Here is a 23,206-nt window from a genome sequence, read left to right as displayed (position 1 = left end):
TAAATAGCAACGGCCACCTATTTAGGTAGCCGTTGCTTTTAGTATTAAATATAAATTCGATTAGCTCAATTTCACATTAATAGCATTTAGACCTTTAGGAGTACGCTCAACTTCGTAAGTTACGGTATCACCTTCTCTAACTTGGTTTTTTAATCCTGAAGTGTGTACAAACACATCAGCGCCACCATTTTCTGGAGTAATAAAACCAAATCCTTTAGTTTCATTAAAAAACTTTACAGTTCCTGTATTCATTATTTTTTTTATTAGTATTATCACAAGGATAGGGATAATTATTTGTAATACACTATTTTCATGTTAAAAGTATTTTGACATGACAAAACTTTTAAGACATATATAACATACTATAGCAAAGTTTTCGATTTTTCATTTACATTCCGTATCTTTGTATGAAAGCCTTATACATCACCTCGCTTTAACTGTCTTCAACAAGTTTCATAAAGCCCGTTGGTCGCTAAGACATATCTTAATTTATTTATTTACATTATACACGTTTAATGGGGCAAAGCCAAATTACATTCAGAAAAAAAGAACAAGCAAAGAAAAAGCAATTAAAAAAGCAACACAAGCAAGAGAAAAAAGAGTTCAACAAACAAAACAACGACAAGGGAAAGTCTTTTGAAGAAATGTTTGCATATGTTGACGAGTACGGTAATATATCAGATACTCCTCCTTTAAAGAAATATGAATTTAAGGAAGAGGATTTGTTGCGTCCGGAAGTAGAAGACGAATACAATTTCGGCAAAGTATCGTATTATAATGACCTTGGTCATTATGGATTTATTCGCGATAATTTATCAAGGCAAACAGTATATTTTAATGATAATTTAGTTGGCTTTGTATTGAAAATAGATCAAAAGGTTAAGTATAAATATAGAAGTTCTAAACAAGGAAATCAGGTCTCGGAAGTTATTTTGGAGCCGTAGATCATTTCGATTTACTTACTATCATAAAACAATAAAGAAGCCAGTCTCTAATCTAGACTGGCTTCTTTATTGTTTTATGAGTTTTTCCTTTTGTTATTTATTTGATGCCATTTCTTTTATCACATTGATATGTGAATTGAAGGCTTTTGCAAATGTCGGGAACTCGATATAGTTAATTTTGTATTCTACACAGGTCTGACGAATAATATTGTTGATTGCCGGATAATGGATGTGGCTTATTTTTGGGAATAAGTGATGTTCTACCTGAAAATTTAGTCCGCCTAATAGCCAAGTTAAAAACTTGTTATTCGTTGCAAAGTTCGCCGTGGAATTTAATTGGTGAATCATCCATTCATTCTCTATCTTGCGATTATCGTCTTCTACTGTATTAAAGCTTGTTTCGGAAACCACGTGTGCCAATTGGAATACAATAGCTAGGATCAGTCCGCAAACTACGCCTAATATTAATAAACCAATTATAGTCTTGATCCATCCTACGAAAATGACGGGTAAAACAATGAATAGGGTTAAATGGATGACTTTGCTTATCCAAAAAATAACTTTTTCACGTAGTGGAAAACTGAATATATTATTATTCTTTCCTAATGCGACTCTAAAGTACTTTTCATAATCTTGATAAAAAATCCAGGCAAGATAGGAAACGCCATATAGCGCAAGAAAATAATATTGTTGAAATTTATGATGTTTTTGATGCTTCTGTTCTTTATGTAAGCGCATGAATTTAACATCGATATCATGGTCTTCACCTTCAATATTTGTAAAGGTGTGATGTGCTATATTGTGCTTGAGCTTCCAAAAATAGATATTTCCCCCCATCAAATTGAGGCTATAGGAGAGGATGTCGTTGAATTTCTTGTTTTTAGAGAATGTATCGTGACCGGCGTCGTGCATTACATTAAACCCAATTGTAGCAAGATTAACCCCAAATAGAGCGCATAAAATAATGCTGATTGACCAATGTGGCTGTACTAAAAGTAATATACTGTAAATTGCCAAAAAGCTAGAGAAAAGTATAATTCCCTTAGCTAAAATTTTCCGACCCCCAGTTTTGTTGAGATTATTATTTTTAAAATATGTATTTATTTTTTCCTTTAATACTTTGGAAAATAATGTGTTGACGTTGTTGAATTTAATTGTAGATTTCATTAAGAGTTGTAGTACTCTGTTACTAGGGAGTGGGTTTAATTTTCTATTATTATTAACAAATCGAATATAAGTAACGTTATTCCGTTTTAAAGATAAGGAATATTATTGATAGCAAAGGTGTTAAGTTTAGTTAAATAAAGAAAGGAGCTTGATTTTTTCAAGCTCCTTTCTTTATTTGCCAATGTTAAATTTTAGTGTTTGAAGTGTCGTACACCTGTAATGACCATAGCTAATCCTTTTTCATTAGCCATATCTATAGACAATTGATCTTTAATTGAACCGCCTGGTTGTAACACGGCTGCTATCCCAGCTTCTCCTGCTATTTCTACACAGTCGGGGAAGGGAAAGAATGCGTCGGAAGCCATAGCGCTGCCTTTCAGATCAAAGCCAAATGTATGGGCTTTTTCAATGGCTTGTTTCAAAGCGTCCACTCTTGAGGTTTGGCCTACTCCAGATGCAATCAACGTTCCATTTTTTGCAAATACAATGGTGTTTGATTTTGTGTGTTTTACAATTTTATTGGCGAAATACAGATCCTCTAGTTGCTCTGCCGTTGGTTTTATATTCGTTACTGCAGTCATCAATTCTGGTCCTTCGATAGTGTGATCTTTATCTTGGAGAATAACACCATTTAATAACGTCTTGAATTGATCTGTAGGTAGATTAACTTCTTTTCGTACCAAGATGATCCTGTTTTTCTTAGCTGTAAGTATTGATTTAGCTTGTTCGGTATATGAGGGTGCAATTAATACTTCGAAAAATAATTTGTTGATTTCTTCGGCAGTCTCGGCATCTATTTCTTGATTCGTAATTAATACGCCCCCAAAAGCGGACACCGGATCGCAAGCTAATGCGTCTATCCAAGCTTGCTTTACGGTCGGACGAGAAGCTACTCCACAGGCATTGGTGTGTTTTAAGATCGCAAATGTTGGCTCTTCGAATTCATCGATAATAGCAACGGCAGCGTCTACATCTACTAAATTGTTATACGATAGTTCTTTCCCGTTCAATTTGTCAAACATGGCATCCAGATCGCCAAAGAAAATTCCTTTTTGATGTGGATTTTCTCCATAGCGTAATACCTGCGATTTTTGTTGGGATTGTTTAAAAACGGCTAAAGGCTCTTCTTGATTAAAATAATTAAAAATAGCCGTGTCGTAATGGGAAGATGTATTGAAAGCACGTTTAGCAAAAGATTTACGTTGTTCCAATGTGGTTACACCGTCTTGTGATGCTAAAATTTGTTCCAGTTCGGTGTAATCTGCTTTCGAAGATATGATGACAACATCATTGAAATTTTTTGCAGCAGCACGGATTAACGAAATACCACCAATATCGATTTTTTCAATAATATCTTGTTCGGGAGCCCCAGAAGCAACTGTAGCTTCAAATGGATACAGATCTACGATAACCAGATCAATTTCCGGAATTTCGTATTGTTTTAATTGTTGTTGGTCGCTTTCTAAAGGACGACGGGAAAGGATACCGCCAAATACTTTTGGGTGAAGCGTTTTTACCCGACCACCTAAAATAGATGGGTAGCTCGTTAGATCTTCAACACGTGCTACGTCGATACCTAAATCACGGATGAAAGCTTCTGTGCCACCTGTAGAGTAGAAAGTAACTCCATATTTATTTAGAAGTTGAATAAGAGGGGCTAGGTTGTCTTTATAATAAACAGAAACCAGTGCATTTTTAATCTTAACAGGATGATTCATTGTTCTTTATTTGGAGCCGCAAAGATACAAAAAATCATGGAACCTGTACTGGGTTTGTTAATCAATTTAATAATTTAATAGTTTGAAGCCTCAGCCTTGCATACGAAGAAGTACGAATCTATATATTGAACAGGATAGAATACTAAAAGATGAATGAGTTTTTTGGAACGAGAGTTTGCTGCGACTTGGTTCAATTACCTAATCATACTTTTTCAATAGATTTTCGATCACTTTTGGGTAGTGTAAATGTTCTAACTGCTGACCGTTGAATTTTATAATCTCCAATGTGTCGTCGGGTTCAACTCTAAATCGAGCTTGATAAATCACTTCGCCTTCATCAAAATTTTCATTTACAAAATGGATAGTGATCCCGTGTTCAATGTCGCCAGCGTTGAGGACAGCTTGATGTACCCGATCGCCGTACATACCTTTTCCGCCATGCTTCGGAAGAAGTGCCGGATGAATATTGATGATTTTATTGGGGAATGCCTGTAATAAGCTTTGTGGTATCAACCATAAAAAACCGGCTAATACAACGAGATTGATGTCTAACTTCTTCAGAAGTTCTACGATATCAGTTGTTTGGTAAAAATCGTGCCTGTCAAAAACATGTGAGGGAATTTCGAAATTATCAGCACGCTGAAGTACATAGGCATCAGGGTTATTGCTCAATATAAGTGCCACCTCTACTTCATTGGAATACTTGAAATGTTCCATTATTTTTTGTGCATTGGATCCGGATCCGGAAGCAAAAATCGCTATACGTTTTTTCACTCTTTATTCGATTTATTCAGATTAAAACTTTTCTTACCAAACTTAGATAAAATGCTTTGCATTCGCCAATACCTAACGTAAAAAAATATTTACGGGTGATTGACTTTTATATGTACTACAGTTACTTTGTCAAAATTACCTTTTTCAGTATTTCTTCACTGATAACCTCTACAGGAATCGTGGAATTTGACAGCACAACTATGGCCGACTTGGCGTCGGGAGCGATGCCGATAAAGGAGCTGCTTCCGGCGGTGCCTCCGCTATGATTGTAATAGATGATATCGTCTACCATCGACATGTGCCACGCAAGCCCGATATCGGTATTAGGTGGTACGAAAAAAGTGAATTGTTTGGTCAGAGCCATCGCTTTTTCCAACGGGGACAAAGGCATCTGAAATTGAGATCGGGCATATAACAGCATATCCTGAATGGTCGATTTTAAAGAACCAGTCGCCGCAAGAGAAATAAAGTTCCACGCAGGCACAGTATCTCCTTTTACATTGTACACTTTGACAAGTTGTTGCTCTTTGGAATTTACCTTCTCTACGGTATTTATCATCTGTAGCGGTTTGGTAATGATCTCTTCAATATTTTGGGCGTATGTTTTTTTTGTAATAATAGTGATTAACTCACCCAATAGGCCATATCCAATATTGCTGTACTCGTATTCTTCTCCGACCTCCTTGGTCGCTTTAAAGTTTTTCAGGAAACAGAAGAGCTCTGTTTGGTCATAATGTGCATAAGGATCGCTTTCTACGAATTTGCTGCCTGTGTTCCAGTTTAACGCCATACGTGGCAACCCGGAAGTATGGTTTGCCAGTGATTTAAAGGTTATTTTTTGTATGTCGGGATTAGACTTTACCGAATCAGGTAAAAATTTACTGATACTATCATCCAAGCTGATTATATTCTTTTCTACTAAATCAGCCAGGAGTGTAGCGGTAAAAGTTTTCGTAATTGATCCTAGTTCATATAAGGTGGTCGCAGTAGGGAGGGTATCATTATTTTTTTCAGTCTCTCCATAAAAAAATGTACTTATCTTGTTTCTATGAATCACACCGATTGCCAAAGACTGCGTATTCTCTTTTTGGATGTACGTGCGTGCTACAGAGTCGATAAAAAAATCTAAGGGATTCTGTACTTCTACTTTGGATATTACCGGTTCTTTTTTTTCTATTACTTTTTCTTCAAAGGGTTGAAAAGCGAGGGTGTGATACTTGAAATTGCTATCTATACCCAATACGAATAATAATTTTTGGTTTCCGATCTCTATTTTATATCCCGCTATACCATTTTGATATTTTTCTGGGGTTGCATTTTTTATTGTGCCTAACGAATGCAGTTGGTTTAATATTCCATTTAACTGAACAGAGGATATGGTTTTTTTAAAATTTTCATCGGCCATATTATAGATGGAGTCCATTTGCTTCGTATTGAATAAGTATTCAATTTGATTGTAAACGGCCCTGTTATGTCTCTCTTCGATGGATTGTGCTTTTATTAATATAGTAAATCCCACTATACACAGCAGTGTACTGACTATTCGTTTCATAATACAAAAGTACAAAAACAATGTACTATAAACCAATCGTTTGTTTTAGTCGTGCGTATCCGGATTTGGAAATACTTACTTTTTCTCCGTTCAGCAATATACCTCGGTAACTTTCTTTTTCCATAGGTTCTATTTTTGCAAGCTGATCTACTTTGATGATAAATGATCGGTGTACACGCACAAATTGCTTACTATCTAATTGTTTCTCAAAAGATGACATGGTTTTGTTTTTCAGGAACATGCCGTCTTGCGTATGGATTTTAACATAGTCATCGTAAGCTTCTAGAAAGATGATCTGCTGTGCCGGAATCAATTTGATTTGCGTTCCATTTTTAACGACGATTCGTTCCAATGTTTCTTCTTCAATATCTGTCTTTAGTTGCTGAAGACTTTGTTTCGGTTGCTGGTTGCTATGGATATTTCGGAGTTTTTCCAGTGCCTTTGAAAAGCGCTCCTGACTGATGGGTTTTAGGAGATAATCAACGGTGTTTTTTTCAAAAGCACGTATTGCAAATTCCTCAAAGGCTGTCGTAAATATAACGTGTGGAAGCTCGTCGATAATCTCAAGCATCTCGAATCCCGTTAATTTTGGCATTTGAATGTCCAGAAATATCAGATCCGGTTTGTGTTGTTGAATGGCTTTAGCTCCTTCAAAACCGTCACCACATTCCGTGATGATTTCTATATCGTTTTCGTGTTCTAAATAATCGCGAATGATCATCCGAGCAAGAGGCTCATCGTCTATTATTATTACTTTAATCATTTTGAGGAATTTTTATGCGGGCAATAAATTTAGTTTCTGTTTTATTTACACTCAAAAGGTCTGTACGGCTGTAGATTAAAAATAATCTTCTGTGGATACTGGTCAACCCAAATCCGTTTCCCTTTTTATTCTGGTACTGATCGGCTTCAAAAGGGTTTGATATCTCAATGGTCAAGATTTTATTCTCTAATGCGATATGAGTTTCAATTAATACATCGCCTGTTACATTATACAGGCCATGTTTAATTGCATTTTCCATTAAAGGCTGAACGATCATGCCAGGAACCTTTGCTTGTAATACACTGTCTTCATAATAGAAAGCCGTATTCAATCTATGACCAAATCTGACTTTTTCGATTTCTAGATAGAGTTCCAGATGTTTGATTTCATCTGAAAGGGAAATAAGTTGTTTGTCGTCTTTTCGCATCGTTCCCCTGAGGAAATCCGACAACTGAAAAGTCATTTTTTTTGCCATATCCGGTTTTGTGCTAATTAACGCAATAATCGAATTTAAGCTATTGAACAAAAAGTGCGGTTGTAATTGCTGGCGAAGGTTATAAAGCTCAGCTTCACGTACCAGACGTTCAGATTCTTCTTTACGTTTTTTATTTTCTTCATATTCTTCCTGTATATTCCAGGTGATATTGATTATTAGAATACAGAATAAAAGCAAGAAATTGATAATCGTACGGTAGGGAAGAATTTTATAATAATGTGCAATAGAAAAAGTATCTGATATTTGATTGATAAGATATAGGGGCAAAAAAACGCTCACTGCTGTCAAAAATAAGCAGATGAATAAGATCTTAAGATATTGGTTTTTTCTGGGTAAATAAAATTGTAATGAACTGAATATTAGGTATGAGCAAATTGTAATGCATAAAGCACCAAAGAGAGGTTCGTAAATAGATATGTCGGTAGACCTGTGCTCTAGCCAAAGTAACATATACGAAACAACGAAGTATAAAGCAAAAATTATCCATGAACTCAGATGGATAAGACGCTTTTTGTTTATTTTTAATACCTCAGTAGAGTTTGACATTTTTCAAATTAGCTGTTTTTTATTGTTACATTTCCTAAGATGGAAGTTCCCGTGATATACAAATTTTTATTTTCGTCAAATGGATGGTTTATAATGACTCTACGGTCGTCATTTTCACTTAAAATGGACGAAATACTTGTCGAAACCATCCAATGTGGTGGAACAATAATTTTGGTGCTTCCAAATAGTTGAAAAACATCAATGACTATGGGTTGGGTAAGATCTGCCTGAAGTAAATTTATTTCTGTACTGCCAAAAATATTGGTCATACTTCCTCCCAAGAAGTTTTTGGATAGAATAATTTTTTTCGAACTTCCGAAGATGGAATCTACTTTAAGGTAGTTTTCTGCGTATCGATTATTCGAATGTTCCTTTTGCTCATTGGTATGGGCAAAAAAGGGCGGGGCTGTTCTTTGATCTGGATTATTGACGTTTATGGGGTCATTCTCATCAACTCTTTTATCCCAGTCGAATTCATCTCTAAAGGATGGAGTGGCAGGAGGTGGAGGTATGTCAGAGCCGTCCGGTACAGGTGGCAGTTTTCTGTTTCGTTGGATTATATAAATTCCCAATACGATCGCCAATAATGGTATAAGTACTCTCCCAGTTGAAAAATCCATCCAATTTTTCAACAAGAAAATGACTCCGATTGCGATCAATATGTAAGATGATTTCTTTTCAAATTTTGAATTAACACCTATTATAAGTCCAACTATAATCAATATCGAATGGAACCCGAACAACCAGGAAGGTATCAAAAAGCCTAAATTCAAATTCTTCAATAATAAAAATGCACCAAATAACACAATAAAGGCCCCGACAATGGTGGCACTTTTACTGTTATTTGGAGGGGGGGAAGGTGTCTGATAATTTCTCTTTGTTTTCATTTGCTAGTTGTTTATTGTCCAAATGTAGAAATAGCTACAGATATGACTAATAGCATTTAGGTATACCTCATTTATACTTCGGTCAATGACCTAAAAACATCGGTGAAAATAACATACTTCTTTTGTATTTAAAATAAGTAAATAAAAAAACACTTTTTTTGGATAAAATTTGGACGTTTGAAATTAAATATTATATATTTATAACATAAAATATTAGGATTTAAACTTAAATACTTACTAGACTAATGGGAGATTTTGAAAACAAAGAGCGTGAAGAGGTATTTTCAAAAAAGGTGAGGGCGGGTAAACGTACTTATTTTTTTGACGTAAAAGCGACGCGATCAAACGATTATTATGTGACGATCACAGAAAGTAAAAAGCGTTTTGAGGATGGACAGTTTATTAAACACAAAATTTTTTTATACAAAGAGGATTTTGAGAAATTTGCAGAAGGACTAACAGACGTAGTCGCGTACATTAAATCTAATCAAGAGGTGATTGAGAAGAGATATGAGCCTAGTCAAGATGATTCTGCCTACGAAAGTAATAGAGCATTAGTAGAAAAAGATGATTTTTCGTTCTAATGTAATTCGATCAATTAGATATGGAGCCACTTTTTAAGTGGCTTTTTTATTTCAAGATATCTTGATTACCGTTTGCACATGAACTATATCTCAGGCGAATTAGATCTTTCGTTAGAATTTTATTGTAAATATGTTACATGGTAATAGAAATACAATTGTTAATTTCGTTTTTCAATATATTATACTCGATTTTATGAAGAAATTGATATGCAGCATTTGTGTTGCGACATTATTTATGGTAGTCCATTCCTTAGAAGCACAAACCAAGCGTTTAAATTTTAATGAGTCATGGGGCAATGGTCATACTGTTACAAAGCCTGTTAATCAATATACGGGGTGGGCGGATACTGAACATTATTTAGAGATAGATAAAGATGACCGTAAAACGTACAAGGTCAATGTAAAGACGGGAGAAAGAAGTGCCTATGAGCGAGCTCCTTCTTCAGACGTAAAGGTATTTATCAAAGAGCAAGATATTTACATTCAATTTGGACAGCAAGCGGCGAAGAGAGTAACGCAATCACCTGATGTAGAAGAACAGAATCCTACATTGTCACCGGATGGAAAATACATTGCCTTTACACGTAAGAGTAATTTGTTTAGTATCGATGTATCGGGAACAAAAGAAATACAGTACACTACAGATGGTACAGATGTAATTTATAATGGTTGGTCATCGTGGGTATATTATGAAGAAATTTTAGGACGCCCCACAAATTATAAAGCTTTTTGGTGGTCGCCAGACAGCAAGCAAATAGCCTTTATGCGCTTCGATGATACAAAGGTGCCTATGTTTCCAATTTATGTTTCGAAAGGACAAAACGGTTACTTGGAAGAGACTCGCTATCCCAAAGCAGGACAGGATAATCCGGAGGTGAAAATCGGTTTTGTAAAAGTGGAGGGTTCTCCAATAGTTTGGGCAGATTTTAATGAGAAAGATGACCAATACTTCGGTCAGCCTTACTGGAGTTTCAATAGCCAGACGATCATGGTGCAATGGATGAATAGGGAGCAGACCAATTTAAAATTTTATGCCGTAAATCCGACGAGCGGAACAAAGAATGAATTTTATAATGAAGAGCAATCTTCTTGGATCAACCTGGATCATGATGAACGAATTACCTATCTAGCGGATAATAAGCATTATATTCTTAAATCTGACAAAACAGGGTGGGCACACTACTACCTCTATACATTAGCTGGTAAATTATTGAATCCGATCACTAGCGGAGACTGGCAAGTTTCTTCTTTGCAACATGTTGACGAAAAGAATAAGGTTATTTATTTTACCGCCCGTAAAGAAAATTCGGCAACAGTAGATTTATACCGGGTAGATTATTCTGGCAAAAACTTCAAAAGGTTGACTTTTGGTGAGTTTACACATCATGTGCAGGTTTCTCCGGATGGTAAATATTTCATCACAAACTATTCGAATGTAAAGACACCGAACAAGGTTACCTTATTGGATAATCAAGGTAAGGTATTAAAAGAGTTGGCTGATACTAAATCTGCTGATTTCGATGATTATAAAATTGGAAAAACGGAATATTTTACGATAAAATCTGATGATGGTAAGTTTGACCTCCCTATAATTATTACGTATCCAACCGATTTTGACGAAACAATCGAATATCCGGTCGTAATGAGTATTTATGGTGGTCCTGATGCAGGATCTGTACGCAACACATGGAAAGGTACATCTAGTCAATATTGGGCTGCTGAAGGAATAATCCAAATCGCTTGTGATCATAGAGCATCGGGGCATTACGGTAAACAAGGGGTTGCGTTAATGCATCGAAATCTGGGGAATTGGGAGCTGGTAGACTACATTACCGTAGCAAAATGGTTAAAAGCGAAACCTTGGGTTGCAAAAAACAAATTATTGATTACAGGACATAGTTATGGTGGATATATGACTTGTCTGGCATTGACAAAAGGAGCGGATTATTTTGATTATGGTATTGCAGGCGCTCCGGTTACGGGTTGGGAATTGTACGATACTCATTATACAGAAAGATGGATGGACACACCTCAAGATAATGCTGAAGGGTATAAAAATGGTTCGATTTTAACTTATGTAGATAAATATAAAGGCGGACTGCGCATTATGCATGGTGATATGGATGACAATGTGCATATGCAGAATACTATGCAATTGGTGGATGCACTTACGGATCGTGCGGTGCCATTTGAGTTAATGATATACCCGGGTAGCCGACACGGATTTGCACGTTCTAAATCAAAATATGACTTTAATGAGAGGGTACGGTTTTACTACCAATATTTATTGGAAAAGCCGGTGCCAAAGGAATTTAAATAGAATTTTCAGGCTTCTTTAATTAGGAAGCCTGAAAGTTCTATAATTTAGACTATAGGTGGGGACTGTACTGTTACGATTCTGAAGTAAACAAATGTGTTAGAATCTTCTAAACTTTTTGTTTTAAGATTGTTGTATTCCAAAAATTATATCATCTTTGCACTATTATTTAGCAACATGTTAGAGTTCCTTAAAGAAAGTACTTTTAAAGCAAACGATGTTATTTTTAGAGCTTTAGATATCTTAAAAAAACATTATTTTTCTATTGCCGGCCTGTGTTTTATTCTGTTTGTAATAAGTCAGCTGGCTACATATTTTCCTGCGTACTTCTTAGAGTCAAATCTGATAGCAAAAGTCACCTTAATGCTGTTGAGTATTGTTTTGTTTTTTGGACTGCAATTGGTGCTGATTAAACGGGCGATATTACTTTCGCAGGGTGTGGAACATAGCTCGTTGATGCGTTATATTCCTTCTACAAAACAATTTGTCAATTTTTTATTCGGACTTGTTTTATGTTCCCTATTAACCGGTATTGTGACAGTGGTATCGGGAATTATTTGTTTTCCCTTGATTTATTTAGGTTTGGACAAGGACTTCGTCACTTTTGAGATAGTTCCGGTTATGACGGGGATAATTGTCACTGTTTTGCTTTTGAGAATAACATTTTTTCCTTTTTTTATATTGGAGAAGAATGTGAATGTCTTTAGGGCGGTAAAACTAAGTGTTGCATTTACAAAAGGTAATTTTTTCAAAATCGTTACACTGTTTTTCTTTTTGGCATTAACCTCTATTATATCTTTTGTACTTTTGAATCTTAGTTATGGTATGATTGCTTTATTTTTTACGGCAATTGGTATTTTTTTAATAGTTCCGTTAGTAAGTTTGGCCATGGCCGTTGCTTATACGGATATGGTCGAAGAATATAAAGGGGGTGATGATCCTGAGCTATTCAAAAATATAATATAAAGGAGAATAAAAGGCATTGGAGAAAAAAAGAATAGCTATTCTGGGATCTACCGGAAGCATAGGTACGCAAGCATTAGATGTGGTTCGTGCGTTTCCATCGAATTTTCAAGTTTCTGTATTGACCGCAAGTAATAATGTCGACCAATTAATTCTACAAGCGTTAGAATTTAAGCCAAAAATTGTTGTCATCGTTAATGAATTGCATTATCTCCGTGTAAAAATATCTCTGGCAGGACTACCTATTGAAGTCTTTAGTGGAAGTGAGGCATTGCAAGCAGCAGTCGAATTAGAAGAGATTGATGTTGTTCTAAATGCAGTGGTCGGTTCGGCTGGATTACATCCTACAGTGAATGCTATCCGTCATGGTAAGGATATTGCTTTGGCCAACAAAGAAACATTGGTGGTGGCCGGAGCATTAGTAGTAGAATTGGCAAAAGAACATGGTGTTAAACTACTCCCTGTGGATTCAGAACATTCTGCTATTTTTCAATGTCTTGCCGGAGAGGAATTGAATCCTATTGAGAAGATATATCTTACGGCCTCTGGAGGTCCTTTCCGCGGGAAAGACCGTTCTTTTTTAGAAAATGTAACACGGGAGCAGGCATTGAAGCATCCCAATTGGTCAATGGGTGCTAAAATTACCATTGATTCGGCTTCATTGATGAATAAGGGACTTGAGGTGATCGAAGCGAAATGGTTGTTCGATTTGGAAGTTGATAGAATAGATGTCATTGTTCATCCACAATCTATTATACATTCGATTGTACAGTTTCAGGATGGGTCGATGAAAGCACAAATGGGGCTTCCTGATATGAAACTTCCTATTCAATACGCATTAACTTACCCTGCTCGTTTTTCGAACTCATTTCCTCGTTTTGATTTTATGAACCACGGATCGTTGACATTTGAAAAGCCCGATTTAGACACATTTCGAAATTTGAAGATGGCGTATCAAGCCTTGCGTGAGGGAGGTAATAGAGCTTGTGTCTTGAATGCGGCAAATGAAGTCGTAGTGGATGCCTTTTTGAAGGACGAAATTTCATTTTTGGGCATGAGTGATGTGATTGAAGAGACATTATGTCAGGTGAAAAATAGTACAACGCTCCATTTGGACGATTATATTGCCTATGATTCCGAAAGTAGGATTGTGGCACGAGATTTAATACTAAAGAGTAAAAAGTAAATATTTAGATGGGAACATTCGTAATGGTTGGACAGGTAATACTAGCCCTGTCAATTTTAATAATATTACATGAGCTTGGACACTTCTTGGCGGCACGCATGTTTGGGATTAAAGTAGAGAAATTCTATTTATTTTTTGATGCATGGGGTGTTAAGTTGTTTAAGTTCAATTATAAAGGTTGTGAATATGGGATAGGTTGGTTGCCGTTGGGTGGCTACGTGAAAATTGCAGGTATGGTAGACGAATCCATGGATACGGCACAACTTCAAGAAGAACCAAAGTCGTGGGAGTTCCGTTCCAAACCGGCTTGGCAGCGCCTTATCGTCATGTTAGGCGGTATAATCATCAATGTGATTGTAGGGGTTCTGGTTTTTTGGATGTTGACCTTCAAATATGGACAAACTGATATAGATAACTCTAAATTGACAAATGGTATTGTACCAGGAATAATTGGAAAAGAAATCGGGCTTCAGGCCGGAGATAAAATAATAGAAATTAACAATAGACCTGTCGTTAATTATAAGGATTTATTTAGCTCTGAAGTCCTAATGGGCGATGCGATATTGACTATTGAACGGGATGGTACTCCACAGGAGATTCAGGTTCCGTCTGATATTTTAAATCAAGTTGCCGACCATAAAACGAATGAATTCGTGGAACCGCGTCTTAGAATGATGGGAATAGATCAAATTCAAGGTGCTTCGGAAGCCGAAAAAATGGGGCTACAAAAGAATGATAGTATCGTCAGTGTAAATGGTAGGTCTATCGTTTATTTTGATCAATTTAAAGATGCTATTTTGAATCAGGCTGAAAAATCAATTGCATTGGAAGTTTTTCGGGATGGTCAATTAGTAGCTTTGGATGGTAAAGTTTCTGCTGATGGTACACTAGGATTTGGGATTAAACCTGATCCTTCTTTGGTGCTCATTACTTCCGAATATAGTCTTATGCAGGCACTACCAATAGGAACAAAGAAAGCGTTCTCGGTCATTACAGACAATATCAAAGGTTTTGGTAAAATATTTAAAGGCGATGTTCGTGCGGATAAGGCCTTGTCGGGACCTGTCGGTATTGCTAAAATGTTCGGTACTGATGTCGATTGGTACCGCTTTTGGAATCTAGTGGGTATGCTCTCCATGGCTCTTGCATTCATGAATCTTCTACCAATTCCGGCATTGGATGGGGGACACGTTATCTTTCTATTAGTAGAGATGATTCAAGGTAAACCATTAAGTGATAAATTTTTGGAACGTGCGCAAATGGTCGGTTTTTTTATATTAGTAGCGCTAATGGTATTTACCTTAGGGAACGATATCATTAAGTGGTAGTCTTATTATTCTGACAATAAAAAAGAGCCTTTTTACCAAAAGGCTCTTTTTTATTGTAGATGTAGAGTTTTCTTATACACCTATCTCATATCTACTGTAGGCATCACGCCTTCTATTTCATAAATTTGTAGGTCGAAATATGGAGCAGAAGCTATGATGTGATCGAAGATATCTGACATGATGTGTTCATATTCTACCCATTTGGTAGTCCCGGCAAAAGAGTAAATTTCAATAGGCAACCCAGTAGCAGTAGGAGCAAGCTGTCTTACCATCATTGTTTTCTCTTTGTTGATTCCGGAATGACCTGTTAGGTAGTTATCAATATATTTTCGAAATAACCCCGCATTTGTCAGGTTTCGTCCATTGATCAGGAGCGATTTATCTACCGCGTTCCTCGCATTACTTCTGTCGATATCGCGCTGTCTATGTTCGATATACCCTTTTAAGGATTGGATCTGTTTGAATGTGTCTATTTCCTCCGGCTTTATAAATCGTATACTCGATTGCCTGATATAGAGGGATCTTTTGATTCTTCTGCCACCAAACTCCTGCATGCCACGCCAATTTTGGAAGGAATCTGATATCAGTGAATACGTCGGAATGGTGGTAATGGTCTTATCAAAATTTTGAACTTTTACAGTGGTAAGGTTGATCTGTATTACGTCGCCATCGGCACCGTATTTGGGCATCGTAATCCAATCCCCGATACGTACCAGGTCATTTGAGCTAACTTGTATGCTGGCTACGAAACCCATGATAGTATCCTTGAACATTAAAAGTAGGACCGCGGATAGTGCTCCCATTGCTGTGAAAAATGCGACAGGAGATTTACCGGTTAAGGTCGAAAAAATAACAACCGCCCCGATTAAGAATAATATAATTCGAATAATTTGCAGATAACTGTCTATTGGTTTCTCTTTAAAAGCAGGCTTTATCCGTAAAGAATCTCCTCCGGCACGGAGTAGGCTCATAATCATCCATATCACCATGAAGACCATAAATATATCGGAAAGAATATTTAGCGGTCTTATTGCAGCAGGAAAATCGGCAAAGATGACAGGTATGCTCCATTTTATCACAATTAAAGGAGCGACGAGTGCTAAGAAATGAGGGAATCGATTTTGTAAAAGGTAATGAAAAAAGGGAGTCCTGTTCTTTTTAATGATACGAATAAGAACGATACGTAGTATACGTCGCACAAAATATTGAACAGCATAAGTAATGACAACAGTAGTGACTAATAATAATACGGCATTGAGATAGCTGGCAATGTATTCTGAAACACCCCATTCTATTAATAGGTCATAAGTAAATCGACTAACATCATTAACTGTGAAATTTGTATCCATAAGTTATTTTTAAAGTTGATATATCGGTAGGATACTAAAAATAAAACAGAATGTCAACCTCAAATTTTAATCTTCTACAAATTTCCGTTTTTATTTTTATTGACGGCTATTTTTTTTAATGTTTAAAATGTTTTTTAAATAAAATTTTGAAAACTTAAATAAAACACTGAACTTGGTCAAAATCTTTAGGGGTGCCTTAGTGCTGAGATTATACCCTTAGAACTTGATCCGGTTAGTACCGGCGAAGGGAAAAGATAGGTGTATCAAAATTTGAGTTTTTGATATAAATGTACTGATCAAAGGGTTATTTTCTAAACCCATACATACCTTCTCCATTCAAGTTCATTTCTGAAGATTTCAATTAAAAATTCAGGAAATGAAAGTAAATGTAAACAACAAGATTCACGAAGTGGACAGCACATGCTATCTCACAGAGTTGCTGCAGTCCCTATTAGGCGATGCTATCCAAGGGATAGGTGTTGCCGTCAATGACAACCTTATTCCGAGATCTCAACATGCCAGCTATAGGCTGCAGGAAAATGATCGTATTTTATTAATAAAAGCTGCGCAGGGAGGATAGAAATGGCTAAGAAAAAAGAAAATCTACCTCAATCAGGAGCACTGACAACGGGAGCTATCTCGGGGTCACGTAAAATTTATGTTGAAGGAACTACACCAGATATTCGGGTCGGTATGCGGGAAATCGTACTTTCCGATACGAAATTGAGCAATGGCAAAGTTTCTCCTAATGCCCCTGTCGCCGTGTACGATACGAGCGGTGTCTATACTGATGACCAGGCTGCCATAAATATCTATGAAGGTATTGCCCGTATTCGTACACAATGGATAGCCGATCGGGATGATGTGGAGCAGTTGCCGCAGATCAGTTCAGTCTATGGGCAGGAACGATTAGTAGATACGCAACTAGATGCTATCCGCTTTCCAATACAGCACCCGCCTCTTCGGGCAAAAAGTGGGAAGAATGTAACGCAATTGCATTATGCTAAGCAAGGTATTATTACTCCAGAAATGGAATATGTCGCCATCCGCGAAAATCAACGCATACAGCAGGTGGAAGATCATGACCTGTTGCAGCAGCATACAGGAGAAAGTTTTGGGGCTAATACACCTAAGGGGATGGTTACACCTGAATTTGTGCGCGATGAAATTGCTGCGGGCCGGGCAATTTTACCGAATAACATCAATCATCCAGAAAGCGAACCGATGATCATCGGACGCAATTTTTTGGTGAAGGTTAATGCCAACATCGGGAATAGTGCTGTTACCTCAAGTATTGAAGAAGAAGTCGAAAAAGCGGTATGGGCATGTCGCTGGGGAGCCGATACCATAATGGATCTTTCTACCGGACAAAATATTCACGAGATGCGTGAATGGATTCTTCGCAATTCTCCGGTTCCAATTGGTACCGTTCCGATCTATCAGGCACTGGAAAAGGTAAACGGTAAGGCAGAAGATCTGACATGGGAAATTTTTAAGGATACACTTATCGAGCAGGCCGAACAAGGCGTGTCATATTTCACCATTCATGCGGGTGTCTTATTGCGTTATATTCCATTGACCGTGAGACGTGTAACCGGGATCGTTTCCAGAGGAGGCAGTATCATGGCCAAATGGTGTTTGGCACACCATAAGGAGAATTTTTTATACACCCATTTTGAAGAGATCTGCGAAATTATGAAAGCCTACGATGTGGCATTTTCGTTGGGAGATGGGTTACGCCCAGGAAGCATCGCCGATGCGAATGATGCGGCACAGTTTGCCGAACTGGAAACGTTGGGTGAATTGACCAAAATTGCCTGGAAACACGATATACAGGTGATGGTAGAAGGGCCAGGCCATGTTCCGATGCATCTTATCAAGGAAAATATGGAGAAGCAGCTGAAGGATTGTCAAGAAGCCCCTTTCTATACATTGGGACCGCTGACTACGGATATAGCACCTGGTTACGACCATATCACTTCCGCCATAGGTGCAGCAATGATAGGTTGGTTTGGAACGGCTATGCTGTGCTATGTGACTCCAAAAGAACATTTGGGATTACCCAATAAAGATGATGTTAAAGACGGTGTGATCACCTATAAATTAGCTGCACATGCAGCAGACCTTGCAAAAGGACATCTTGGAGTGCAATATAGAGATAACGCCTTGAGCAAAGCACGATTTGAATTCAGGTGGGAAGACCAGTTTAATTTGGCGTTGGATCCCGATACGGCACGTGCCTATCATGATGAAACGCTTCCTGCTGAAGGTGCTAAGATAGCACACTTTTGCTCCATGTGCGGACCTCAGTTCTGCTCCATGAAAATTACGCAGGAAATTCGTGATGCGGCGGATGAAGGTATGTTTGAAAAGGCGTCGGCTTTTAAAGAACAGGGAAGCGAAATTTATGGATAAAAGACGTGTATGGGATCTATAATGGCCATTCTTCCGGATCATCTGCTCGACAACGAACATGAAGTACTTTTGACCCTATTCGAATCGGGGTTAGATGATCTTTATTTCCGTCGGGAGATGACTCGGGAAGAGATTCTGTATGTGTATGAACATATCCCTTCCCGTTTTCATAATCGCTTCATCTTCCCGCTTACCACAGCACAGTGGCGCCATGAAACGGGTTTCAAAAGATACCACGTTAAAGAAAAACAGCGTGGTGTAGAAGGAGTATATTTTGAACAAGAAGAAATAGGTGATTATAGGTTTTCAACGGCTATACATGATTATTCGGACATGAAAACCTTAAATGATAGATACGAAATGATATTGGTAAGTCCGCTGTTTAATAGCATCAGTAAATCAGGCTATACAGCGATGGCTGCATCCGAACGGACGAAATTTGAAAACAACGCAGATAGCATCCGAAAAATTGGCTTAGGAGGAATTAACCTGGAACGCATAATACAGTTTCCAGAAATTGTTCAACCCTTTGATGGTATAGCATTGGTGTCGGGATTGTGGCAAGTAGCTAACATACATACCACATTCTTAAAAATTAGGAAACTATGGAAAGGAATATAGAACGATTACAGTTTATATCACAAGGGGATACAGCTGAACAACAGATAATAAGTATTCATCAAGCGCTCGATGCAGGTGTTAAATGGATACAGTTACGTTTTAAGAACCAAGAAGAAAAAGCAGTTCGGGTGTTGGCCGAACAGGTAAAACGCTTATGCATTCAGTATAGCGCTAAATGTATAATAAATGATTGGGTATCGGTGGCTCAACACGTAGATGCAGATGGTGTACACTTGGGATTGCAAGATATCGATATTTCAACCGCTCGGTTACAATTAGGGGAGGGGGTAATTATCGGCGGAACTGCAAATACAATTGCAGACGTACGGCAGCGAATTTCCGAAGGCTGTGACTATATCGGCTTAGGCCCCTATGCCTATACATCGACTAAAGAGCGCCTCAGTCCAATTCTAGGTTCTACGGGTTATCTTACTATCTTGAGTCAATTGGAATATTCGAACATTCCTATTATTGCGGTAGGAGGTATTAAGACGGCAGACCTGTTATCACTTCAGTCCACGGGTGTGTATGGTGTCGCCCTCTCTACCGAACTTTTAAATGCAAACTTCGCACAGGTAGTACAAATGAAGCAGATTCTTTCACAATTTAAAGCACATGATGATGTTGCACATAGCAGATAAAATATTTCAATCCAGACTTTTTCTCGGAACGGGGAAATTTGGCAGTCTTCAATTGATGCAGCATGCGATAGAAGCATCAGGGAGTGAATTGGTGACGGTAGCACTCAAACGGGTAGACTTAGCCGATCATTCAGATAATTTGCTGCAGCATATTCCACAATCGCAAGCTGCCCTATTACCTAATACATCCGGAGCGCGTGACGCTAAAGAGGCGATTTTTGCGGCACAAATAGGAAGAGAGGCCATGGAGACTAATTGGGTAAAATTAGAAATTCATCCCGATCCTAAATATTTGATACCTGATCCAATTGAGACATTAAAAGCAGCAGAAGAGTTAGTTAAACAAGGTTTTGTTGTGCTCCCATATATACATGCTGATCCGGTATTATGCAAAAGACTTGAAGAAGTAGGTGTTGCAGCGGTGATGCCGCTGGGAGCACCGATTGGAAGTAATAAAGGCGTATTGACAAAAGAATTTTTGTCTATTATTATTGAGCAAAGTCGAGTGCCCGTTATTGTAGATGCGGGGTTAGGAGCCCCCTCACATGCAGCATTTGCCATGGAGCTAGGGGCAGATGCGGTATTAGTCAATACAGCTATAGCGGTTGCGACAGATCCTGTTGGCATGGCACAAGCTTTCAAACTAGCGGTTGAGGCAGGCAGAAAGGCATACGAAGCCGAACTTGCTGCAGTCTCTACGGTTGCACAGCCATCTAGTCCATTGACGTCATTTTTAAGAAATGAGGGGGTATAAATGTTTCATGAACTATTTCAAAATCATAATTGGGACGCGGTAAAATCAAGTATTTACCAAAAAACTGCTAAGGATGTTGAAAGCGCCTTGACCAAAAATGACCGATCTTTGGAAGATTTCAAAGCGTTTGTTTCTCCAGCTGCAGCTCATTACCTGGAGGAGATGGCAACATTAAGTCAGGCGATCACACAGAAGCGTTTTGGAAAAACCATACAATTGTATATTCCGCTGTACCTCAGTAATGAATGTCAGAACATCTGTACGTATTGTGCATTTAGTATGGATAACAAAATCCCGCGTCGTACACTTAGCCCGGGAGAAATCTATATGGAAGCAGAAGTCATTAAAAGTATGGGATATGAGCATGTCTTATTGGTAACGGGAGAGGCGAGCAAAATTGTAGGTGTAGAATTCCTGGAGCAGGCGATTCGCCAATTGAAACCTCATTTTGCAAATATCTCTATGGAGGTGCAGCCTCTGGAACAGGAAGATTATCAACGGTTAATTAAGGAGGGGCTATACGCAGTTTTAGTATATCAGGAAACCTATCACCAGGACGTGTACAGAAACTATCATCCCAAGGGAAAAAAATCCAACTTCCAATACCGCTTGGATACCCCAGATCGTCTTGGTCGGGCCGGAATTCACAAGATCGGTCTAGGTACATTGATCGGGTTAGAAGATTGGCGTACAGAAGCTTTTTTTACGGGTTTGCATTTGCAGTACCTCGAACAGCATTATTGGAAAACAAAATATTCATTATCTTTTCCGCGCCTGCGGCCTATTTCAACGAAAGATGCTGTTGACGGAACAATAGAAACACAGCAATTCTACATGAAGGATAGGGAACTTCTTCAATTAATCTGTGCGTATCGATTGTTCAATGAACAGGTTGAACTTTCTCTTTCCACACGGGAGGAGCCTTATTTTAGGGATCATGTTATCCCATTGGGTATTACAAGTTTAAGTGCTGGATCTAAAACAAATCCTGGAGGCTATATAGTGGAGCCCCAAGCACTGGAACAATTTGAAATTTCGGACGAACGGTCTGCATTTGAAATGGTTAAGGTAATTGAAAGACAGGGTTACGAAGCCGTCTGGAAAGATTGGGAAAGGTGTTATGCTACGTAGCAATAATAATCGCTTTGCCCGTCAAATAGCGCTCCCTGAGTTTGGGTTAGTAGGACAGGAAAAGTTGGAGGCAGCTCACGTCGTTGTAGTTGGCGCCGGTGGTCTCGGAAATGCGGTGATTCCTTTTCTCGCTGCAGGAGGTGTAGGAAAGATTACCGTGATAGATGACGATTGTGTGTCGGTGTCTAATTTAGCTCGGCAGACCAGCTTTGGTTATCACGACGTCGGGCTATTTAAATCAGAAATATTAGCGGACAAGTTGAATGAACAATATCAACAACAGATCGTGTTTGCACAAAAAGCAAGACTTACCGCCACTAATTTTAAGGAGATCATTCCGCAAGCGGATCTCCTTATTGATGGAAGCGATAATTTTGATACCCGGTATCTACTGGCCGATATCAGTAAGGATATGCGGATACCTTTAATCAGTGGGGCCCTGGGAACTTATGAAGGACAGATTTGTGTTTTCACCCCCTCACAACGTATTGGATATCGGGATATCTTTCCCGACCCAAGCGATCAACCGCCCTGTGCCATTACGGGGGTATGGTCACCGCTGGTCGGTGTGGTTGGAAGTTGGATGGTTAGCGAAGCGTTTAAACTTATTGTCGGTATTGGTGATAGCCTAGCAGGAAAAATGCTGCTCATCGATAGTTTTACCAATCAGGTACAGGTTATTAATATACAGTCGGATAGCACACTATCACAATCGCAGGTATCTGCCGGAAAGATTAATTTCCGTACGTTAATGGAATGGAAAGAACAGGAAGAACTATTGCTGGTGGATGTGCAGGAACAACACGAACATGAGGAAAATAATTTGGCTGCTCTCCATATTTCGGTTTATGATCTGCCGCATTGCTGGGAAACTCATCTAGGACATGAATCCAAAAAAATTGTTTTCTTATGTCCGAATGGCATTCGTAGTAAAATTGCCTACGAATGGGCAAAAGATAAAATTTCACATTGCTATTATGTCAATCTCTCTGAAAAATAATGTTTAGGTATTTGCTGTTAAAATGGTTGCTTTAATATATGCTATTTTTGTAGAGCATCTGCCTCAAAAA

At 38.1% G+C, this 23,206-nt stretch carries 22 protein-coding genes and 1 riboswitch; of the genes, 13 read left to right on the top strand and 9 right to left on the bottom strand.

Translation table 11 applies throughout. The annotated features are described in order from the left end of the window. Positions 1 to 60: 60 nt before the first annotated feature. Positions 61 to 252: a cold-shock protein gene (locus tag E4F24_RS11130; protein WP_136821091.1), complete on the bottom strand. Its 192-nt coding sequence runs from the start codon at positions 250 to 252 to the stop codon at positions 61 to 63. Between the two features lie 263 nt (positions 253 to 515). Between E4F24_RS11130 and E4F24_RS11125 the strand changes: the two genes are divergently transcribed. Further along, positions 516 to 944 carry a cold-shock protein gene (locus E4F24_RS11125; protein WP_235891207.1) on the top strand — a complete coding sequence of 143 codons (429 nt, stop codon included), beginning with the start codon at positions 516 to 518 and terminating at the stop codon, positions 942 to 944. Positions 945 to 1,037: 93 nt separating this feature from the next. Here the strand turns inward: E4F24_RS11125 and E4F24_RS11120 are convergent, their stop codons facing one another. The 7 genes from E4F24_RS11120 to E4F24_RS11090 form a co-directional block, all read right to left on the bottom strand. Next, the gene (locus E4F24_RS11120; RefSeq protein WP_140938771.1) at positions 1,038 to 2,111 is read right to left on the bottom strand and encodes a fatty acid desaturase family protein; all 1,074 of its coding nucleotides are present in this window, start codon (positions 2,109 to 2,111) and stop codon (positions 1,038 to 1,040) included. A gap of 191 nt (positions 2,112 to 2,302) precedes the next feature. Next, a complete protein-coding gene (gene purH, locus E4F24_RS11115) occupies positions 2,303 to 3,829 on the bottom strand; it encodes a bifunctional phosphoribosylaminoimidazolecarboxamide formyltransferase/IMP cyclohydrolase (protein WP_140938770.1) in 1,527 nt (508 codons plus the stop codon). Between the two features lie 198 nt (positions 3,830 to 4,027). Then, the gene (purN, locus tag E4F24_RS11110; protein WP_140938769.1) at positions 4,028 to 4,603 is read right to left on the bottom strand and encodes a phosphoribosylglycinamide formyltransferase; all 576 of its coding nucleotides are present in this window, start codon (positions 4,601 to 4,603) and stop codon (positions 4,028 to 4,030) included. A 121-nt stretch (positions 4,604 to 4,724) separates the two neighbouring features. After that, positions 4,725 to 6,155 (bottom strand): serine hydrolase domain-containing protein, encoded by a 1,431-nt coding sequence (locus E4F24_RS11105; protein ID WP_140938768.1) that lies wholly within the window; start codon positions 6,153 to 6,155, stop codon positions 4,725 to 4,727. A 25-nt stretch (positions 6,156 to 6,180) separates the two neighbouring features. After that, positions 6,181 to 6,918, bottom strand: a complete 738-nt coding sequence (locus E4F24_RS11100; RefSeq protein WP_140938767.1) for a LytR/AlgR family response regulator transcription factor — start codon at positions 6,916 to 6,918, stop codon at positions 6,181 to 6,183. Beyond that, positions 6,911 to 7,693 carry a sensor histidine kinase gene (locus tag E4F24_RS11095; protein ID WP_235891206.1) on the bottom strand — a complete coding sequence of 261 codons (783 nt, stop codon included), beginning with the start codon at positions 7,691 to 7,693 and terminating at the stop codon, positions 6,911 to 6,913. The genes E4F24_RS11100 and E4F24_RS11095 overlap by 8 nt, the downstream gene beginning before the upstream one ends. Before the next feature lie 275 nt (positions 7,694 to 7,968). Then, the gene (locus tag E4F24_RS11090) at positions 7,969 to 8,847 is read right to left on the bottom strand and encodes a LiaF transmembrane domain-containing protein (protein ID WP_140938765.1); all 879 of its coding nucleotides are present in this window, start codon (positions 8,845 to 8,847) and stop codon (positions 7,969 to 7,971) included. A 245-nt stretch (positions 8,848 to 9,092) separates the two neighbouring features. Between E4F24_RS11090 and E4F24_RS11085 the strand changes: the two genes are divergently transcribed. The 5 genes from E4F24_RS11085 to rseP all read left to right on the top strand — a co-directional run bounded on the left by E4F24_RS11085 (position 9,093) and on the right by rseP (position 15,225). Continuing rightward, positions 9,093 to 9,431: a DUF3276 family protein gene (locus tag E4F24_RS11085; RefSeq protein WP_140938764.1), complete on the top strand. Its 339-nt coding sequence runs from the start codon at positions 9,093 to 9,095 to the stop codon at positions 9,429 to 9,431. Between the two features lie 193 nt (positions 9,432 to 9,624). Next, on the top strand, positions 9,625 to 11,751 hold the full coding sequence (locus tag E4F24_RS11080; protein WP_140938763.1) for a S9 family peptidase: 2,127 nt from the start codon (positions 9,625 to 9,627) through the stop codon (positions 11,749 to 11,751). Between the two features lie 174 nt (positions 11,752 to 11,925). Next, positions 11,926 to 12,714, top strand: a complete 789-nt coding sequence (locus E4F24_RS11075; RefSeq protein ID WP_140938762.1) for a hypothetical protein — start codon at positions 11,926 to 11,928, stop codon at positions 12,712 to 12,714. Positions 12,715 to 12,730: 16 nt separating this feature from the next. After that, on the top strand, positions 12,731 to 13,897 hold the full coding sequence (locus E4F24_RS11070; RefSeq protein ID WP_140938761.1) for a 1-deoxy-D-xylulose-5-phosphate reductoisomerase: 1,167 nt from the start codon (positions 12,731 to 12,733) through the stop codon (positions 13,895 to 13,897). Between the two features lie 8 nt (positions 13,898 to 13,905). After that, positions 13,906 to 15,225 (top strand): RIP metalloprotease RseP, encoded by a 1,320-nt coding sequence (rseP, locus tag E4F24_RS11065; protein WP_140938760.1) that lies wholly within the window; start codon positions 13,906 to 13,908, stop codon positions 15,223 to 15,225. A gap of 80 nt (positions 15,226 to 15,305) precedes the next feature. Here rseP and E4F24_RS11060 read toward each other — a convergent pair whose 3' ends face one another. After that, positions 15,306 to 16,574: a mechanosensitive ion channel family protein gene (locus tag E4F24_RS11060; protein WP_140938759.1), complete on the bottom strand. Its 1,269-nt coding sequence runs from the start codon at positions 16,572 to 16,574 to the stop codon at positions 15,306 to 15,308. Between the two features lie 177 nt (positions 16,575 to 16,751). Further along, a riboswitch (TPP riboswitch) is annotated at positions 16,752 to 16,841 on the top strand. A gap of 109 nt (positions 16,842 to 16,950) precedes the next feature. Between E4F24_RS11060 and thiS the strand changes: the two genes are divergently transcribed. From thiS to E4F24_RS11025, 7 genes are read left to right on the top strand one after another with little or no spacing between them, the layout of a single operon-like run. Continuing rightward, positions 16,951 to 17,154, top strand: coding sequence for a sulfur carrier protein ThiS (gene thiS / locus E4F24_RS11055; protein ID WP_140938758.1), 204 nt, complete (start codon positions 16,951 to 16,953; stop codon positions 17,152 to 17,154). A 2-nt stretch (positions 17,155 to 17,156) separates the two neighbouring features. Next, on the top strand, positions 17,157 to 18,989 hold the full coding sequence (thiC, locus tag E4F24_RS11050; protein ID WP_140938757.1) for a phosphomethylpyrimidine synthase ThiC: 1,833 nt from the start codon (positions 17,157 to 17,159) through the stop codon (positions 18,987 to 18,989). A 9-nt stretch (positions 18,990 to 18,998) separates the two neighbouring features. After that, positions 18,999 to 19,610 carry a beta/alpha barrel domain-containing protein gene (locus tag E4F24_RS11045; protein WP_140938756.1) on the top strand — a complete coding sequence of 204 codons (612 nt, stop codon included), beginning with the start codon at positions 18,999 to 19,001 and terminating at the stop codon, positions 19,608 to 19,610. Continuing rightward, the gene (thiE, locus tag E4F24_RS11040) at positions 19,595 to 20,251 is read left to right on the top strand and encodes a thiamine phosphate synthase (protein WP_140938755.1); all 657 of its coding nucleotides are present in this window, start codon (positions 19,595 to 19,597) and stop codon (positions 20,249 to 20,251) included. Before E4F24_RS11045 ends, thiE begins: the two co-directional genes overlap by 16 nt. Then, positions 20,232 to 21,005 (top strand): thiazole synthase, encoded by a 774-nt coding sequence (locus E4F24_RS11035; protein ID WP_181182464.1) that lies wholly within the window; start codon positions 20,232 to 20,234, stop codon positions 21,003 to 21,005. Before thiE ends, E4F24_RS11035 begins: the two co-directional genes overlap by 20 nt. Continuing rightward, the gene (gene thiH / locus E4F24_RS11030; protein WP_140938754.1) at positions 21,006 to 22,136 is read left to right on the top strand and encodes a 2-iminoacetate synthase ThiH; all 1,131 of its coding nucleotides are present in this window, start codon (positions 21,006 to 21,008) and stop codon (positions 22,134 to 22,136) included. Next, positions 22,126 to 23,136, top strand: coding sequence for a HesA/MoeB/ThiF family protein (locus E4F24_RS11025; protein WP_140938753.1), 1,011 nt, complete (start codon positions 22,126 to 22,128; stop codon positions 23,134 to 23,136). The genes thiH and E4F24_RS11025 overlap by 11 nt, the downstream gene beginning before the upstream one ends. Positions 23,137 to 23,206 lie beyond the last annotated feature (70 nt).

This window comes from Sphingobacterium lumbrici, assembly GCF_006476045.1.
Classification (GTDB): domain Bacteria; phylum Bacteroidota; class Bacteroidia; order Sphingobacteriales; family Sphingobacteriaceae; genus Sphingobacterium; species Sphingobacterium lumbrici.
This window is presented reverse-complemented; position numbering and strand designations above follow the sequence as displayed.